Annotated in this window: 14 protein-coding genes, 1 tRNA gene and 2 pseudogenes; 3 read left to right on the forward strand and 14 right to left on the reverse strand. The window is 56.3% G+C overall.

Features of this window, described 5'->3' with window-relative positions; all coding sequences use genetic code 11:
• Positions 1 to 37: 37 nt before the first annotated feature.
• From AAC622_RS00435 to AAC622_RS00480, 10 genes and pseudogenes are all read right to left on the reverse strand, one after another.
• Positions 38 to 1,807 carry a sodium:solute symporter family protein gene (locus tag AAC622_RS00435; protein ID WP_340259817.1) on the reverse strand — a complete coding sequence of 590 codons (1,770 nt, stop codon included), beginning with the start codon at positions 1,805 to 1,807 and terminating at the stop codon, positions 38 to 40.
• A 15-nt stretch (positions 1,808 to 1,822) separates the two neighbouring features.
• Positions 1,823 to 2,083, reverse strand: coding sequence for a DUF4212 domain-containing protein (locus tag AAC622_RS00440; protein WP_317655725.1), 261 nt, complete (start codon positions 2,081 to 2,083; stop codon positions 1,823 to 1,825).
• A 98-nt stretch (positions 2,084 to 2,181) separates the two neighbouring features.
• On the reverse strand, positions 2,182 to 2,868 hold the full coding sequence (locus AAC622_RS00445; RefSeq protein WP_340259818.1) for an adenylate kinase: 687 nt from the start codon (positions 2,866 to 2,868) through the stop codon (positions 2,182 to 2,184).
• Positions 2,869 to 2,885: 17 nt separating this feature from the next.
• The gene (acs, locus tag AAC622_RS00450) at positions 2,886 to 4,757 is read right to left on the reverse strand and encodes an acetate--CoA ligase (RefSeq protein WP_445322609.1); all 1,872 of its coding nucleotides are present in this window, start codon (positions 4,755 to 4,757) and stop codon (positions 2,886 to 2,888) included.
• A gap of 651 nt (positions 4,758 to 5,408) precedes the next feature.
• Positions 5,409 to 6,371 carry a LysR family transcriptional regulator gene (locus AAC622_RS00455; RefSeq protein ID WP_340259820.1) on the reverse strand — a complete coding sequence of 321 codons (963 nt, stop codon included), beginning with the start codon at positions 6,369 to 6,371 and terminating at the stop codon, positions 5,409 to 5,411.
• Positions 6,368 to 7,378: pseudogene (locus AAC622_RS00460) on the reverse strand (Ldh family oxidoreductase). Before AAC622_RS00460 ends, AAC622_RS00455 begins: the two are co-directional and overlap by 4 nt.
• A gap of 119 nt (positions 7,379 to 7,497) precedes the next feature.
• Entirely contained in the window at positions 7,498 to 8,436 is a 939-nt protein-coding gene (locus AAC622_RS00465; protein ID WP_340259821.1) for a hydrogen peroxide-inducible genes activator, read from the reverse strand.
• 312 nt (positions 8,437 to 8,748) lie between these two features.
• A complete protein-coding gene (locus tag AAC622_RS00470; RefSeq protein ID WP_340259822.1) occupies positions 8,749 to 9,519 on the reverse strand; it encodes a serine/threonine protein phosphatase in 771 nt (256 codons plus the stop codon).
• A 62-nt stretch (positions 9,520 to 9,581) separates the two neighbouring features.
• Positions 9,582 to 12,122, reverse strand: coding sequence for an ABC transporter permease (locus tag AAC622_RS00475; protein ID WP_340259823.1), 2,541 nt, complete (start codon positions 12,120 to 12,122; stop codon positions 9,582 to 9,584).
• Positions 12,119 to 12,820: an ABC transporter ATP-binding protein gene (locus AAC622_RS00480; RefSeq protein ID WP_340259824.1), complete on the reverse strand. Its 702-nt coding sequence runs from the start codon at positions 12,818 to 12,820 to the stop codon at positions 12,119 to 12,121. Before AAC622_RS00480 ends, AAC622_RS00475 begins: the two co-directional genes overlap by 4 nt.
• Here AAC622_RS00480 and AAC622_RS00485 point away from each other — a divergent pair.
• Entirely contained in the window at positions 12,819 to 13,541 is a 723-nt protein-coding gene (locus tag AAC622_RS00485) for an arylesterase (RefSeq protein WP_445322585.1), read from the forward strand. The two genes, AAC622_RS00480 and AAC622_RS00485, sit on opposite strands and share 2 nt — an antisense overlap.
• Positions 13,538 to 14,419, forward strand: coding sequence for a carbon-nitrogen hydrolase family protein (locus AAC622_RS00490; protein ID WP_340259825.1), 882 nt, complete (start codon positions 13,538 to 13,540; stop codon positions 14,417 to 14,419). Before AAC622_RS00485 ends, AAC622_RS00490 begins: the two co-directional genes overlap by 4 nt.
• Before the next feature lie 86 nt (positions 14,420 to 14,505).
• Here the strand turns inward: AAC622_RS00490 and AAC622_RS00495 are convergent.
• From AAC622_RS00495 to AAC622_RS12415, 4 genes and pseudogenes are all read right to left on the reverse strand, one after another.
• Positions 14,506 to 14,580, reverse strand: a tRNA-Gln gene (locus AAC622_RS00495).
• An 80-nt stretch (positions 14,581 to 14,660) separates the two neighbouring features.
• Positions 14,661 to 16,157, reverse strand: a complete 1,497-nt coding sequence (locus AAC622_RS00500) for a phosphomannomutase/phosphoglucomutase (protein ID WP_340259826.1) — start codon at positions 16,155 to 16,157, stop codon at positions 14,661 to 14,663.
• A gap of 24 nt (positions 16,158 to 16,181) precedes the next feature.
• A complete protein-coding gene (gene kdsA, locus AAC622_RS00505) occupies positions 16,182 to 17,015 on the reverse strand; it encodes a 3-deoxy-8-phosphooctulonate synthase (RefSeq protein WP_340259827.1) in 834 nt (277 codons plus the stop codon).
• Between the two features lie 5 nt (positions 17,016 to 17,020).
• Positions 17,021 to 17,182: pseudogene (locus AAC622_RS12415) on the reverse strand (capsule biosynthesis protein); the annotation flags it as partial.
• A 128-nt stretch (positions 17,183 to 17,310) separates the two neighbouring features.
• On the opposite strand from AAC622_RS12415, the gene AAC622_RS00510 reads away from it, so the two are divergent.
• The gene (locus AAC622_RS00510) at positions 17,311 to 18,102 is read left to right on the forward strand and encodes an SseB family protein (RefSeq protein WP_340259828.1); all 792 of its coding nucleotides are present in this window, start codon (positions 17,311 to 17,313) and stop codon (positions 18,100 to 18,102) included.
• Positions 18,103 to 18,125 lie beyond the last annotated feature (23 nt).

Below are 18,125 nucleotides of genomic sequence, written 5' to 3' on the forward strand. Positions count from 1 at the left end.
ATTTTTCTTAAGGGGTAGCCCCTAAGTGATCAAAGGATCACTTGTTGATGGCTGCACCTGCGCCACGTGGGATACGTACGGATTCCACGAGGTCTTGGATCTCCTGCGGCGGCTCTGCTGTCACGCGGGATACTGCGAATGCAACTGCAAAGTTCAGCAATGCGCCCACTGGCCCGAAATGGGTTGGTGGGATGCCGAACAGGTAGTTCGCTGCAGTGTTATCAAGCATGTTGGTGCCTGGGATGAAGAACCAACCCAAGAATGTGAACAGGTAGAGACAGGTTGAAATCAAACCTGCAAGCATACCTGCTGTTGCACCTGCGGAGTTCATGCGCTTGGAGAAGATACCCATCATCAGTGTTGGGAACAGCGAAGCTGCTGCCAGACCGAATGCCAGAGCCACGGTTTGCGCCGCAAAGCCTGGAGGGTTCAGACCAAGATAGGTTGCCAAAGCAATCGCGCCTGCCATCGAGATGCGTGCGGCCAGAAGCTCGCCTCTCTCCGAGATGTCAGGATTGATCACCGACTTGATCAAATCGTGGCTGATGGAAGAGGAGATCGCCAACAGAAGACCCGCCGCAGTGGACAGAGCCGCTGCCAGACCACCTGCCGCGATCAGAGCGATAACCCAACCTGGAAGCTGTGCGATTTCTGGGTTTGCCAAAACGAGGATGTCACGGTTGAACGTGACAAGCTCGTTTCCTGCCCAACCACGCTCAGCTGCCATTTCAGCCATACCAGCGTTATTTTCATTGTAGTACTGGATCAGGCCATCGCCGTTCTTGTCTTCAACAGCCAGAAGGCCAGTCACCGACCAAGTGTTGAACCAATCAGGCAGATCAGCTTGTGCAACAGGCTCACCTTCAACGCCATTTGGCCACATGGTGGTCATGATGTTCAAACGAGCCATAGCACCCACCGCAGGAGCGGTTAGGTAAAGCAGCGCGATGAACACCAGTGCCCAGCCAGCAGACCAACGTGCGTCTGACACTTTGGGAACGGTGAAGAAGCGAATGATCACGTGGGGCAGACCCGCGGTACCAATCATTAGAGACAAGGTAAACAAGGCCATCAACCATGGGCTAGAGCCTGTGGTGTAAGCATTGAAGCCCAGATCCGTCAGCAAGCCGTCCAATGTGGTCAGCAGAGGCTGGCCAGAGGCGGTGTGCTCGGAGAAGAGGCCGAGGCTTGGGATTGGGTTACCTGTCAGTTGCAGTGAGATGAACACAGCAGGGATCGTATACGCAGTGATCAGAACACAATACTGCGCCACCTGCGTATAGGTGATGCCCTTCATGCCACCTAAAACCGCGTAAACGAAAACGGTTGCGGAGGCAATGTAGAGACCCGTTGTTTTGTCAACTTCGAGGAAGCGAGAGAAGGCCACGCCAGCACCAGTCATCTGACCGATAACGTAAGTCACGGACATCACAATCAGTGAGGCTACGGCCACAACGCGTGCAGTTTGGCTGTAGAAACGGTCGCCTACGAACTCAGGAACCGTATACTTGCCAAATTTGCGCAAATAGGGTGCAAGAAGCATCGCCATAAGCACGTAACCGCCCGTCCAGCCCATGAGGAAGGTCGAGTTGTTATAGCCTACGAATGCGATAAGACCTGCCATTGAGATGAAGGAGGCCGCCGACATCCAGTCAGCTGCAGTTGCCATACCGTTCAAGACAGGCGGAACACCACGCCCAGCGGCGTAGAATTCAGATGTGGAGCCCGCGCGGGCCCAAATTGCGATACCGAAGTAGAGCGCAAACGACAGCCCCACAACGATAATATTGAGTGTTGTTTGTTCCATAATCTGGCCCGTCCCTTACTCTTCGTCCACGCCATATTCTTTGTCTAATTTGTTCATACGCGCTGCGTAGAAGAAAATCAGAACAAGGAATACGAGGATTGAACCTTGCTGAGCAAACCAGAAGCCCAGATCTGTGCCACCCACCGCGATGCCGCTAAGCATCGGGCGGAAAAGAATAGCAAAGCCATAGGAACACAGCGCCCAGATCACCAAGCATAGGGTGACCAAGCGGATGTTCGCGGCCCAGTATTCAGAGTTATTTGCCTTTTCGGCCATTGATATCTCCCTTCGGTTTCTAACCAGTGAGGCACTGCCCCAACGGTGACATCTGACGCCGCCTCCTCCTAAGGCGCCGACAGAATTCTTTTGCCCAATTACGCCCCAGTGAGGTGGGACACGATCTTGCCAAGTGCCTTGGCAATATCGTCAATAGCCCCCATAGCCGCGACTTTGCTAAGCGTGCCGCGGGCATTGTAATACTCGGTAAGGGGGGCCGTTTGGGCATGATATGCCGACAGGCGGGTGCGCACTGTTTCGGCATTATCATCAGGGCGGCGCTTAAACGAGCTGCCCTGACATTTGTCACAAACACCCGCTGTTGCGGGTTGCTTGAATTCGTCATGATATCCTTCGCCACAATCGGCGCAGGTATAGCGACCCGATACGCGGGCCACCATCGCGTCATCATCCACCTCAAGGCTGATGACAGCGTCAATCTGCTGGTTGCGTGCCGCCAAAAGGCCATCAAGCGCCTCGGCTTGCGCGGCGGTGCGGGGAAAACCATCCAGAATTGTGCCTGCGGCCACATCGGGCTGCTGAAGGCGTTCTTCGAGAACGGCGAGCACAATCTCATCCGAGACCAACTCGCCCTTTTCCATAACCGATTTCGCGGCCAAGCCTGCGGGTGTGCCTGCATTGACTGCGCCACGCAGCAAGTCACCAGTGGACAGCTGCACAAGCCCGAATGCCTCTTCTAGCATGCGGGCTTGGGTGCCCTTCCCAGCGCCCGGAGGCCCGAGAAGGATTAAGTTAACTGGTCGTGTCATCGTATCTGCCGTCATTTACTGAATTCCACGCGTTACTTAACGATGCGATTGGCGATGAGGTCATCCACCACGCTTGGATCTGCCAAGGTTGATGTGTCACCAAGGCTGCCGAAATCGTTTTCGGCAATCTTACGCAAAATGCGGCGCATGATTTTCCCCGACCGCGTTTTGGGCAGGCCAGGTGCAAATTGCAGCGCGTCTGGTTTTGCAATTGGGCCGATCTCTTTACGCACCCAATTGGTCAATTCTGCCCGCAATTCTTCGGAGGGCTCTTCGCTCGCCATCAACGTGACGTAGCAGTAGATCCCCTGACCTTTGATATCATGGGGGAAGCCCACCACTGCGGCCTCTGATACTTTTTCATGTGCCACAAGCGCCGATTCAACTTCGGCTGTGCCCATGCGGTGGCCCGACACGTTGATCACATCATCCACGCGGCCCGTGATCCAGTAATAGCCATCTTCGTCACGGCGGCATCCGTCCCCAGTGAAGTAATAACCTTTATAGTCACTGAAATAAGCTTGCACAAAGCGGTCAGGATCGCCCCACAGGGTGCGCATCTGACCAGGCCAGCTGTCTTTGATACACAAAACGCCTTCTGCGGCGGTTTCGTGGATTTCTTGACCTGTGGTCGCATCCAACAGCACGGGCTGAACGCCGAAGAATGGATTTGTCGCTGAGCCCGGCTTAAGTTTGGTTGCACCTGGCAGAGGCGTAATCAAATGGCCGCCCGTTTCGGTCTGCCACCATGTGTCAACAATGGGGCAGTTCCCCTTGCCAACAACGTCATTATACCAATTCCATGCTTCGGGGTTGATAGGCTCGCCCACCGACCCCAAAAGCTTGAGGCTAGAGAGATCATATTTGGTGACGAATTCATTACCCTGACCCATCAGCAAACGAATGGCTGTAGGGGCGGTGTAGAATTGGTTCACTTTGTGCTTTTCACAAACAGCCCAGAAACGGCCCGCGTCTGGATAGGTTGGCACGCCTTCAAACATCAAGGTTGTCGCGCCATTCGCAAGCGGGCCGTAGATGATATAGCTGTGGCCTGTCACCCAACCCACATCGGCGGTGCACCAGAACACATCGCCATCATGATAGTCGAATGTGTATCGATGCGTCATCGCAGCATAAGTCAGATAGCCACCTGACGTATGAACAACGCCCTTCGGCTTTCCCGTTGAGCCCGAGGTGTAAAGAATGAACAGCGGATCTTCAGCGTTCATTTCTTCCGCAGGGCAGGCGGTGGATTGGCCCGCAGAGGCGTCATGATACCAGATATCGCGACCATCGGTCCAAGTTACATCTTGACCTGTGCGCTTCACGACCAAGCATTTCACATTGTCATCACAATGCAAAAGCGCCTTATCCACGTTAGATTTCAGATCGGTCACACGACCGCCGCGGGGGGCGCCGTCCGAAGTGATGACAACCCGTGCTTCCGAGTCATTGATCCGATTTGCCAATGCGTCAGGCGAGAAGCCCGCGAAGACCACGGAGTGGATCGCGCCGATGCGCGCGCACGCAAGCATGGCATAGGATGCCTCGGGGATCATAGGCAAATAGAGAACAACACGATCACCGCGCTTAACGCCCAATGATTTCAGGGTGTTGGCAAAACGGCCCACTTCATCGCCAAGCTGTGCGTAGGTGATATGCTGCGCGGCTTCGTTGGGATCGTCTGGTTCAAACAAAATCGCGGTCTGATCGCCGCGCGTTGCCAAATGGCGATCAATGCAGTTTGCCGCTACGTTCAGCGTGCCGTCCTCATACCAACGGATATCTACTTTATCATAGGCAAAGGAGGCGTTTTTGACCTTGGTGTAGGGCTTGATCCAATCAAGGCGCTTGCCGTGTTCGCCCCAAAACGCCTCGGGATCGGAAATGGAGGCTTCATACATTGCTGTGTACTTATCCGCGTCAATATGCGCGCCAGCAAGAAGGTCAGGGAATTTCGAAGTCGTTGGCAATGTAGTTCTCCCTCAAAGGTGGCGGCGCGGATGTCGTTTGACAAAGGGTGCCGCGCCGCAGCTTGGGTGTCGCTCACCCCGATCCCTTCGTGGAAATATGGCGGTTCGTGCCTGTTCAACGTAAACAAACGACACAAACGCAGCTCATGTGATGACTAAAACAGATCCTCCCCGATCCCCAAATTTTGCGTCCTTGCCCCCTCCATTGGGCGGTTTCGCAAAGTCGACAGTGGCCCCATTGTTGGCCTGATTTCCCGATCAGGCACACCGCTATCAATCAAAAACAGTTTACACCAAGTTTTTGGCTTCAGAAGGAATACATCCTGATTTCCGCGATTTCTGTGTAACAAATTTACACTGCGTTGCGGAATTTGTAAATTTATTAACAATTTTCGAAAATTTCCGTGGAAAACATACCTAGTTTGGTGGCGAGCAAATTTAAACCATAGGTTGTATTTGTGCGCTTTTAGAGAGTTAGCGCTAAATTCTGCGCTGCGGCGCAACCCCAACATGTGGTGTTTTTCCTGATTATCGGTTGATGGAGGGCCAAAACCGCGCGCGAGTCACCCGAAATTAAGGGCGCTAAAGCACGCGGAAATCCGCCCCCAGCCAAGGCATCCTTTGCAGGGCTGGCGCGATGAACAGCTTTTGTGAAAGATCGCGGATCAGGTTCGCCATTTCACTGGGAATGGCGCCCGTCCAGTCATCACTGCAATAGAGCATGATCTGGCGCGGTTGCGCGGGTGAGGGCAAGGGGTAGGTGTCAATCCCATCCGCAAATCGCTCGCCCCGCATCAGGCTCAGGGGCGTTGTGATGGTGAAGCCAAGCCCTGCCGCCACGAGGGCCGAAATGGATTGGTTCGAGTCGATCTCAAATCTGCGACTAACCTGCATATCATGCATCTGAAGATACTCATCAATATGCCGCGCCATGACCTGCGCAGGGTCGCGCCCCAAAAAAGCAAGCCCGCCCAAGTCTTCGAACCTTCCCTCAAAGGCATATCCTTTTGGGAGGGCCAAAATATAGGGATCCTGCACAATCGGGTGCGCCACGATATCTGCGGGCGCGGTCTGCGGTGCGGCGCAAATGATCATATCAAGGTTCCGCTTGGCCAACATATTGAGCAAGATGTGGCTCGCCCCAGTTTGTAGGCGGAATTTACAATCGCTGAGCGTCTCGGCCAAACGTGCGGCCAATTGTGGGGTTAGATCATTCTCAAAATCATCAATAACCCCAAGACCAAGGGCGGATATGCCCGATAGGTTTAGGCGGCTGAGATCTTTTTGCCCTGCACGCAGCGCGCCAAGCGCCACTTGCACCCGTTTTAGGAACAACCGCCCCGCAGGTGTCAGGCCAATAGGCCGCCTGCGGGTGTCAATCAATTCAACCCCCACCGCCAAAGATAAATTGCGCAGTTGTTGCGAGGCGGCGGGCACGGATAGACCCATTTCCTCTGCCGCATCGGACAGCGATCCCGTGCGCGCCATGACCTCGAAGGTCTCAAGGCTCTTGAGGCTGATCCCCTTAAGATCGGGTCGCGTCATGCGGCGATGATCCGTTCCAATAGCGCCTGAGGCACAGCGACCCCTTCTGTCAGCGCGGTTTCAAATTTTTGCCTGCGCGAAAGCGCCTGCAACCTGTTGGGGGCATCGGCAAGAAGGGCTTGGGTGAATTGCTCAAGCGCCGATACCTGCCCGTATGATTGCGGCTTGATGGCAAAAAGACAATGCCCCATGCGCAGCAGCCCGCTGCTTGGATCATCAGGGTCACCGATCATGGCCGAGGCCCCCGCCCCGACAAGACTGAGCACGAGAATTTCGACCATCACCGCAATATTGAACCCGTGGCTGCCATGAACAGGCAGGATGCTGCCCTCAATCGCCGCGCGAGGGTTTTACGTGGCGCGCCCGTGATCATCAAGCGCAAGCTGGGGCGGCAGGGTGGTTCCTGATTTGATGTGATCAAATACAGTGTCGCGCAATATCGCGGCTTGGCCTTGTTCAAAAATCAAAACACCTTGTCCGCGCTTGTCAGGGACTGCTAGTGCCATTGGATTATCCCCCAAAGTCGGTGGCAAACGCGGGTTTGTGCTGATGCAGGCCGTATCGGTCGATAGCGCCAAGCTCACATAGCCGCGCCGCGCAACGTCTTCGGCCATCTGCAGCAGAAATCCTGGGCTATGACCATTGGCAAAGGCCAAACAGGCCGCCCCTTCCGCCTCGGCGATCTGCAGAAACTCGGGCAGGGCCAGATCAAAGGCCGCGGGCAAAAAGCCGTTGGCGATGTCACAATGTAACCGCATGCCTTGTCTGGGCTGCAATTTCGGCATCGCCCCCCCATCACAGCGACCAAGCGCCAGATCCTCAAGGCAATGCAATAAATAGCGAAGGCCTGCGCGGGCGCGTCCTTCGGCTTCGGCGCGGGCGATGCGGCGTGCAAGAGGTATGGCTTGATGTGTTTTGGCCGACAATCTGCTGAGGCTGTCAAAACTCAGCGCTTCTAAATCGGCAAGGCTTAGCCGTTGATTGTTTTCGTCTTGCTGCTGATTCATACTCTGTCGCCTTTTACACTGCGGCTCAACATTGAGCCTCTATGGGACAGATTGTTTCACTCGAGAACGGCGGCAGAAGGGCGCAAGCGCGGCAAAAGCGGTGCGATATTGGGGCGCGCCTAGCCCTCGATGATCAGTTCGGGCAATTGACGCGCGTACCCGCGGATCACATCGGCCAATTGCCGATGCGCAGTGCTGGCCCCTGAGGTTGAGCGCCATACAAGCCCGATAGAGCGCGAAAAACGCTTGCCCTTAAAGGGCCTTACTGCAACATCCTGCGCGCGCCCCAATATTTCGGAACGCACATAGAGCGCAGGCAAAAACGTGGCCCCCATCCCCATTGCAACCATCTGGCGCAGGGCATCAAGCGATGTGCCCTCATATTCGCGCGACAATGTCGCCCCTGTTTCAACACAAAGTGCAGATATCTGGTCATGCAGCGCATAATTCGGTGACAGTGACAGGATTGTTTCGCCGCTGAGGTCTTGCGGCTCAATTTGGCTGCGCTGCGCAAGTGGATGATCGGCTGAGATTGCCACGACCAAGGGCTCTCGGAACAATCGTTCCGTGACCAAAGACGCGCCAGGGATTGGCAACTGCGTAAGGATCAGATCATGGCCCCCTTCGCTGATTTGACGGGCAAGGTCATGTGGGGCCGCCTCGCGCACATAGAGACGCAAATCAGGGTGGGAGCGATGCAAATCGCCCACGATATGTGGCATCAGATAAGGCCCCAGCGTAGTGGACGTGCCAAGGCGCAATGTGCCCGCGAGGCCCGTTTGCAAGGTTGCGGATAGATCAACAATTGCTTGGGTCGCGTCCAAAATATCGCGCGCGCGCGCCACAACTTCGCGTCCCGCTAGGGTCAATTTGACAGGCCCGCGCCCCCGTTCAATCAGGGTCAGGGATAATGCCTCCTCCAGGGTTTTGATCTGCACCGAGAGCGAGGGTTGCGATATCCCACAGGATTCTGCCGCTAGGCGGAAATGGCCCGTTTCCTCAATCGCGACCAAGTACCGAAGTTGGCGCAAGGTAAGCGGAATTTTTGGAATTGGCATGGCGGATGCCTTGTTAGTTTTTTCCTATCAAAATATGTTGTAATGTAATATTTTCTTTCGGCAAGGGTGACCCTAGATCTTGGTCATGATCAGGCGCAAACCTGATTGGGCCGATGCGAAGGCACGCGCGCAAAGGCCATTTACACGCAAGGCCCAAGTCTCTGGTTGTTAGTCCCTTCCAGTGGTTTGAGATGGGCAAAGCGTTTCGGGTGTCCTGACGGGATCCTGCCGTCACCCCTGAGGGACACCCGATTTCTCCTTAAAAGCGCAGATTAATCAGCTCTCCCCGGTTAGTCCGCGCTCACCTCTCTCTTAGGTATGCAATTCGGTGGTGCTGCCATCGGGCAAAATTGCCACGGCGCTTAGGCGTCCTGTTTCATCGGGGCGGGTGTTTAGCGCGATGCGTCCCTCCGCTTGGGTTACGCTGTCGACTGCGTTATGGCCGTGGGCTATCCATAGGCCATCTCCACGCAGGCGATAGGCAAATTCAGGATGGCCCCAGATCAGATTGCGGCCGCTTTGTTGGTCAAGCGGATGATGCGGATCAGCGCCTGCATGGGTAGCAGCCAAGCTGCCTGATTTCCAAAACAACGGCAGGTTGGCTAACCACGCAATGCGCGCCTCTCCCAAGACTTCTGATAAATGTGCAACCAAGTCATCGGGGGGCAGGTTCGGGTCAAGCTTGAGTTCCTGTAAAAATCGCGGGGCCCCTGCACGCAGCCAGCGTTGAAGTCGCACCGCCGGCGCGTCTAAACTATCGAGCAAAAGTCGCTCCTGCGCACCGCAAAGACAGGTGACGTTATTTGGAAATTCTTGGGTCAGATCCATCAGGCGGTCGAGCGTGGCTAGCCCTTGCCCGCCCGCGTGCAGGTAATTTCCAACGAACACCAATTGTGGATTTGTTGCGCCACTATTGCCGATATGGGCATCAATGCGCGCCAAAATGCCTTCAAGCAAACTAGCGCAGCCCATAAGGTCGCCCACGATATAGCTTGCCAATTCAGGCCGCGGTTGCCCGCCTTTGCCCTGACCTAGGGCTGCCTGTCCTGTGGGTTTGGGGGTGCGCTTGAACAGTTTGAACATGGTTAGAATCTGCGCGGATATGGGCGCATAAGCAAGGCTAAATTTGCGGTGCGGCCGCCCGCTTAATCGCGTGCGCGCAACCGTCCCGCAGGGCGCATGGCCAAAGGTCGCCATGCGTAACCAAGCCCCGCAGCAAGGCTGACCAAGGCACCGCCCCCAATGATGAGAATGGCCGAGGTGAGATCAAACTGAAAGGGCGCCTCGATCACAAATTCCATGGCCGCAAAGCCTCCAAGCGTGCCTGCGCCAAGGGCGACCAAGCCCGCCATCGCCCCTAACAATGCGGAACGAAGGGCGAAGGATGACAGGATTTGCCCACGCGAGGCGCCTAGGGTTTTCAAAAGTGCCGCCTCATAGCTGCGCGCCCGTTCGCCCGATGCGGCCGCACCGATTAAGACGATCAATCCTGTCAACAGGGTCACGCCTGCGCCAAGGGACGTTGCCATTGCAATGGCCCCAAGCGCCTCGGCCACGCGGTCTAGTGCATCACGGATGCGAATGGCGGTAATATTGGGGGCATCGCCCGCAATATCACGCAACAACTGCGCTTCTGCGGACTCTTCGGCATAGACTGTTGCGATGAATGTATGAGGTGCGCCTGCAAGCGCGTTAGAGGAGAGGGTCATAACAAACCCAATCCCTGCATTCGAAAAATCAACCTCACGCAGCGCGGCAATGGTCGCGGTGATGTCCCGCCCCAAAACGTTAACAGTGATCTGATCGCCAAGCCCGACACCTAATTCGGCGGCCTCTTCGGCGGCAAAGGCCATCAATGGTGGCCCGTCATAGCCTTGATCCCACCATTGCCCTGCAACGATTTGGTCAGATGGTGGGGCTTCGTCCAGATAGGTCAGGCCACGATCCCCGCGCACGACCCAGTGATCCCCTGCCACTTCGCGCGCGTCTTGCCCGTTGATCCCCGTCACGATGCCGCGCAGCATGGGCGCGGTTTCCACTCGTGATACCGCAGGGTCGCTTGCCGTGCGGGTGAGAAAGGCGTCAATCTGGTTTGGTTGGATATCGACAAAGAAATAGGAGGGGGCAACCTCGGGAAGGTCGCGGTCAATCGCATTTTGTAGATTGGACGAGATTTGCCCCACCGCCGCCAGAACTGACAGGCCCAGACCCAGCGAGATCATGACCGCGGTTGCTTCTGAACGGGGGGCGGCAATCGCAGCGAGGGCCGCGCGCAGCATAACCCGTCCGCGTAAGGCGCGCCCGCGCGCCAAATTGCGTAAGACGCGGCGCAACACCCATGCAGCCACCCATAGGATCAAAAGTGCTGCGGCAATCCCCCCTGTTGCGCCAAGCGTCAAAATCGGCAAGCCAGACCGCCATAGCGCCAAACCCAAGAGCGCCGCGCATAGGCCAAGCAGCGCTGCGATATACCGTTTGCGCGGGGTGGCAATGGCTGGGCTTGCCGCATCTCGAAAGATCGCTGCGGCGCGCAAGCGTTCGGTTTGCGCCAAGGGTAGCAGCGTAAAGATTAACGCCGTCAGCGCGCCATAGCTTGCCGCCTCAAGAAGGGCAGCAGGGGCGATGGTTATGTTCAAATCCACAGGCATATGCGGGGCCAAGAACGGAGCCGCCACAAGCGGTAACACCGCCCCAAGCACCACGCCCATGCCAACACCAACGGCACCCAAAATAATAATTTGGATCAGATAGGCGGCAAAGATTGTATGCCCCTCGGCCCCGATGGTTTTCAGGATCGCAATGGTGGATAGACGATTTTCCAAATAGGCCCGCACCGCGGCAGCAATGCCAACCCCACCTACGGCCAGACCTGCAAGGCCAACCAACACAAGGAACGTGCCGATACGATCGACAAAGCGTTGCACCCCTGGGGCCGCGCGGCGGCTGTCTTGCCAGCGGATACCGCCTTCGGGAAAGGCCGCCTCCATCTGACTGCGCAAGCTATCGAAATTTGCCCCTTCGGGCAGTTTCAGCCGCACTTCGGTTTCATAAAGTGTGCCGGGTTGGATCAGGCCTGAGGCGGTCAATCCGTCCAGCGATATGATGGTGCGCGGGCCAAGGCCAAAGCCGCCTGCCGCGCCATCAGGTTCTGCATCAAGTGCGGCGCGCAGCTGAAATTCTGCCGTTCCAATGGTGAAGACATCACCAATTTGCATGCCCAAACGATCAATCAGCACTTGCTGCATCACCGCGCCATGCAGGCCATTTTGCGCAGAAATGACCTCTTGGATCGGGTGATCTGGTATAAGACCCGCCGCGCCATAAAGCGGATAGGCCGTATCGACCGCCCGCAATTGGGTCAGGGCGTAATCCATCCCCTCGGGCCCCGCGAAACCTGCCATAGACCGCAGTTCGATTGTCTCAGAGAGGTCTGTTGAGATTGCCGCCATAAAGGCGCGCTCTTCATCATTTGGGCCGCGATAGGTGAATTCCATTTCAGCGTCTCCGCCAAGGATCACCGCCCCCTCACGCGACAAGCCATCGCCAATTGCGCTGCGCACTGTGCCAACAGTGCCGATAGCCGCCACGCCCAAAATCAAACAGGCGAGGAAAATGCGAAAACCGCGCAACCCCCCACGCCATTGCGCGCGCAATTCGCGCTGCGCAATTCGCCACGCCATGATCATGTGCGCGATCCTTTTTGCGGGCGTGTTTCTGAGACGACCCGACCATCGCGCAAGGTGACCATGCGGTCACATTTTGCGGCCAGTTCCGAAGAATGGGTGACGAGGATCAGCGTAGCCCCGTGACGGGTTTGCAGATCCATCAGAAGTTCCATGATATGCGCCCCATTGGTTGCGTCCAAATTCCCTGTGGGTTCATCCGCCAATAAGATCGAGGGGCGCGGTGCTGCCGCACGGGCCAAGGCCACACGCTGTTGTTCACCGCCAGACATTTGCGCAGGATAATGCCCCGCACGATGCGCAAGGCCAACCGAAGCCAGTTCAGCCTCGGCCCGATCAAACGCATCGGCCACCCCTGCCAATTCAAGGGGCGTTGCAACATTCTCTAGCGCGGTCATGGTTGGGATCAGGTGAAAAGATTGAAAAACAACGCCCATATGGTTGCGGCGAAGCCGCGCTAAGGCATCTTCATCCATACGTCCCAAATCATGATCAAGCGCACGCACTGTGCCCGATGTGGGGCGCTCTAATCCACCCATCAACATTAAGAGCGAAGACTTGCCCGAACCCGATGGCCCAACGAGGCTGACGCTTTCCCCTTTGCTTATCGTCAAAGACACCCCATGTAGGATATCGACAGGGCCCGCATTGCCCATCAAGGACAGACCTGCGTCTTCAAGCGAAAGGATGGTTTCAGCCATGTTCAATAACCCCGCATACTTGGTTGCAACTCGATATGGGGTTTTGCCGCGCTGCGGCAAGGGGCGGCTTGTCTGGGCGGCGCTCTTTGGCGTGCTGCTGATGCTGCTGCCACAGACGGGGGTCGCGCAGGTGCAGGTCGTTGCCCTGGGCGACAGTCTGACGCAAGGATACGGCTTGCCCCAAGGCGAAGGTTTTGTGCCGCAGCTGCAAAATTGGATCAATGAGCAAGGTCTTGATGCACAAGTCGTCAATGCGGGTGTCTCGGGTGACACGACCGCAGGGGGGCTGTCTCGGATTGACTGGACGCTGACCCCTGATGTGGATGCCGTGATCGTGGCATTGGGGGGAAATGACCTATTGCGTGGGATTCCACCTGCAACCAGTCGCGCCAACCTTGAGGCAATTTTGCAGAAAATATCTGCGCGCAATTTGCCTGTTCTTTTGGTGGGCTTGCCCGCGCCCAATAATTACGGCCCTGCATTTAAGGCTGAATTTGACGCGATTTACCCCGATCTCGCGGCCCAATATGAGACTAGTCTTGTGCTTGATTTTCTTGGGCCTATTGCCGCGGCCGCAGAAAGTAACCGCCAAGAGGCATTGAGCGATTTGATGCAGCCCGATGGCATTCACCCTAATGCCAAGGGCGTGGCTTTGGTGGTCGAGGCACTTGGCCCTGAGGTTGCAAACCTTATTGCCCGCGCCGAGGCAGGCGGGTCATGAGCGAGGCCGCCGATCATCTGCGTGTGGCTCTTGGGCAGATGTGTTCTGCCACGACCCACGCCCCAAATATCGCCGTGATGCAAGAGTTTGCACGCGATGCGGCGGCAGCGGGCGCAGATCTTTTATGTCTGCCTGAAGTGGCGGGTTTGATGTGCCGCGATCGTGAGAAAGCTTTGGCACAGGTCAAGACCGCTTCGGAAGATCCGTTTCTGGATGCCGCGCGCAATGCGGCGCGCAGGCACAACCTTTGGATCCAAGCAGGCACAACACCGATCCGATCTGAAGGCGCAGAAAAATTCCGCAATCACGCTGTTTTGATCGCGCCTGATGGGGATGTGGTCGCGGTCTATGATAAGATTCACCTGTTTGATATCGCACTCGACGGGCAGGCCCCAATTGGAGAGTCGAGCCGATTTGATGCGGGGGATCAGGCGATGTTGGTCGACACCCCTTGGGGCCCGTGGGGGATGAGCGTGTGTTATGATATCCGCTTTGCCCATCTCTTTCGCGACTATGCCAAGGCGGGCGCGCGCATGATCTTTGTGCCATCGGCCTTTACGGTGACCACGGGCCAAGCTCATTGGGAGGTTCTGCTGCGTGCTCGTGCCATTGAGACGGGTAGTTTTATCGTAGCCGCCGCCCAATCAGGCAGCCATGAAGATGGGCGCAGCACCTATGGTCATTCGATGGTTGTCGCTCCATGGGGCGAGATTTTATTGGATGCAGGCACGGCCGCGCCCGCCTTGCATATCTGCGATTTGGATTTGAGCCGTGCAGATCACGCGCGGGCACAAATTCCGAACCTGTCCAATGAGAGACCCTATCAGCTATCGCGAAAGGATGCGCGCATCAAAGCGCGCAATCCCAACGAAATATAGACGTATCCACTGCTGGGATGGCATGATCAGCCGCGAGCGCGCCATTTTGTTACCTGTCGGGTGTAGCGGTCAGTTTTGGGAAGAACTGGCTGGGGTGGTAGGATTCGAACCTACGGTACGCGGTACCAAAAACCGTTGCCTTACCACTTGGCTACACCCCAACTGTGACGCGCTAGTTACTTTGCGCGGGTCGTAGGATCAAGACCCTTGTGTGAAAAATCTTTGGTTTATTTTCGTGGTCTCAAATCGTTTGATCATAGGCCCCGACATCGGGTTCTGTTCGAATGATCGCGTCTAGGTCTTGGAAGATTGCGCGCATTTCTGCTTCACTGGCGGGACTTTCGCAGACAACCACCAAATTTGGCGTGTTGGATGAGGCCCGCACAAGGCCCCATCCGCCATTTTCCAACACCACCCGCGCGCCATTTACCGTTACGACATCCACGATTTTCTGCCCGCCCAGTGAGCCGCCTTGACCATGTAAAGCCACGAGTTTTTCTACCAACCGAGCGAGAACATCGTATTTTTGCGTGTCCGCGCAATAGGGCGACATGGTCGGGGTGGCGTAGGTTTGGGGCAAAGCGCGGCGCAGATCCGCCATAGAGGCGTAAGGGTTGCGATCCATCAATTTGCAGATTTCTACCGCAACGCGCATGCCGCAATCATAGCCACGTCCCAGAGGCGGCGCGAAGAAGTAGTGGCCCGATTTTTCGAACCCCGCGAGTGCGCCCAATTCATGCACGCGGCGTTTCATATGGCTGTGGCCGGTTTTCCAATAATCCGCCCGCGCGCCAAGCGCCCGCAATTCAGGGTCAGAGGCATACAGCCCCGTAGATTTCACATCAGCTACGAAAATCGCACCCTTGTGATGTTTGGCCAGATCGCGGGCCAAGATCACGCCCATCTTATCGGCGAAAATTTCTTCGCCTTCATTGTCGACCACGCCGCAACGATCGCCGTCCCCGTCAAACCCAAGCGCGAAATCAGCGCCGCTTTCACGCACCGTGTCCGCCATGTCATGCAACATTTCCATCGCTTCGGGGTTTGGGTTGTAATGCGGGAATGTGTAATCAAGCGCATTATGCGATGCGACCACCTCGACCCCCATGCGCGCGAATAACTCAGGGGCAAAGGCCGAAGCCGTGCCATTGCCCGTGGCGCAGACCACGCGCAGCTTGCGGGTCATTTTGAAATCGCCAACGAGATCATCCAAATAGGCCTCTTTGACGCCATCGACAAACTCATACGCGCCGCCCGTGCGCGCCACGCCCGCGCCGTCCAAAACGATATCGCGCAAACGCGCCATCTCGACTGGGCCATGGGTGAGGGGCTTTTCAAATCCCATTTTCACCCCTGTCCATCCATTGGGGTTATGGCTGGCTGTCACCATGGCCACGGCTGGCGCATCAAGGTGAAATTGCGCAAAATAGGCCATCGGGCTGAGGGCGGGGCCGATATCCCGCACCTTGATCCCCGCCTGCATCAAACCCAAGATCAGCGCGTTTTTGACCGAGAGCGAATAGTCGCGGTAATCATTGGCCACCACGATCTCAGGGTGGATGCCCGCCTCATGCATTTGTGTGCCAAGCCCTAGACCCAAGGCAGTAACGCCCGGCAGGTTGATCTCTTCGGGAAAACGCCAGCGTGCATCATATTCGCGAAATCCGGTCGGTTTGATCATGGGATCGCGCAAAAAGGCCCATGTATTCGGGGTGACCTCGGCGAGGGGTTTTTTCATGACGAATACCTTACTGGGCTTGAGTTAAATGCGGATTGGGTTGGCTTTGGCCAATTGGTCAAGCTGCATCAACATTTCAATCAATGCGGGCATATCCGACAGTCGGATCATATTGGGGCCATCGCAAGGTGCGTTGTCGGGGTCTTGGTGCGTCTCGGTAAAGACCGCGGCCACACCAACCGCCACGGCGGCACGGGCCAAAACAGGTGCAAATTCGCGCTGCCCACCTGATGCGCCACCCAAACCCCCAGGTTGTGCCACAGCGTGGGTTGCATCCATTACAACGGGGCAGCCCGTTTTTGCCATCTCGGGCAGAGACTGCATATCAACCACGAGGCGGTTATAGCCGAAACTGACCCCGCGCTCGGTGAGCAGGATCCGATCATTGCCCGTGCTTTCGATTTTGGCGACCACATTGGGAATATCCCACGGGGCAAGAAACTGTCCCTTTTTGACGTTGATCACGGCACCCGTCCTTCCCGCCGCTAGCAAAAGGGCGGTTTGGCGACACAGAAAAGCAGGGATCTGGAGAACATCCACCACCTCGGCCACGGGGGCGCATTGCTCTTTTTCGTGAATATCGGTCAGAACAGGCACGCCAATCGTGGATTTAACAGATGCCAAAACCTCAAGGCCTTTATCCAAGCCCAAGGGGGGCGCGGCATTGAGTGAGGTGCGATTGGCCTTATCAAAGCTGCCCTTGAAAATATACTGCGCACCTGCCTTTTCGCAGGCCTCTTTTAGGATACCTGCAATCATCTGCGCATGATCCGCGCTTTCCAATTGGCAAGGCCCCGCAATAAGGGTGAGCGGGCGGTCGTTGCCGACCGTCAGATTTCCGATTTGCACGTCTCTCATAGTTTTTACGCCGATACCTGTTCGCGAAGAATGGATGCTGTCATTGATATCAACAGGTAGATGCCCGAAAATACAAGGAAGGCAAGCAATGTATTGTCAAAACTGCGCTGATAAGCCACCTCGTCAGGCGCGACAGGAAAGACACTTATAGATAGGTAAAGTGTTTGGCATTTTGTTGCAAGATTGCGTGTGATCCTGCCCCCCGCCCTTGCGCAGGCCGAGGCGGGGCAATACGGGATGGGGTGAATAATCCTGACCTGCGCGTCTTTTGCGCAAGATGTTGGAGTGTTGATGGATGACCGAAACGCCCTTGGATCATGCCTATGCGCAAATGCAAGCAGACCCAGATACCCAGATGCCGCGACTGCGGTTCTATGACCGCCTTTTGGGGGCCGAGCTATTCGTGCTGCTTGAGCGCCCAATGGCCGCTGGGCAGGATCGGATTGAGCCAAAAATCCTGACATCTGAGGGGGTTTCCTTCGTCTTAGCCTTTGACCGAGAAGAGCGGCTGTCTCAGTTCGTGGACTGGGTAGAAGCGCCCTATGCTGCGCTTACGGGGCGGGCCTTGGCCAAAATGTTGGCGCCTCAGGATATTGGTCTGGGCTTGAACCTTGGGGTTGCGCCCAGCGAGATCTTGCTTGACGGCGCTGCGATGATTTGGCTGCGCGATATTGCAGAGAAGGGGCCAACATCCATAGATGCGCGCCCCGTGTCGCTGAACGCACCACGCGGCCTGCCGCAAGATGTGTTGATTGCTTTGGACGCCAAATTAGCAGGGCTGACGGGATTGGCCACAGGTGCCTATCTTGCCTTAGCCGATTATGCCGATGGCAGTCACAGCCATATCCTATGCTTTATCGATGCAGCGCCTGAGGCGCATGCGGCTTTGGCGCGCGCCGTTTCAGAAACGCTCCATCTATCGGGCGTTGAGGCGGGCATGCTTGATGTGGTGTTTTTGCCGGCGCATGAGGTCTTTGTCGCGAAATTGGCGAAGGTTGGCTTGCGTTTTGATCTGCCACAGGTTGAAAAGCCACGGGAACGCCCCGCGCCGGGATCGGACCCAGATAACCCACCCAAGCTGCGATAGCTTGGCCCGCTGCAAGGAAAGGC

This window comes from Roseobacter sp. HKCCA0882 (genome assembly GCF_037805225.1).
Classification (GTDB): domain Bacteria; phylum Pseudomonadota; class Alphaproteobacteria; order Rhodobacterales; family Rhodobacteraceae; genus M30B80.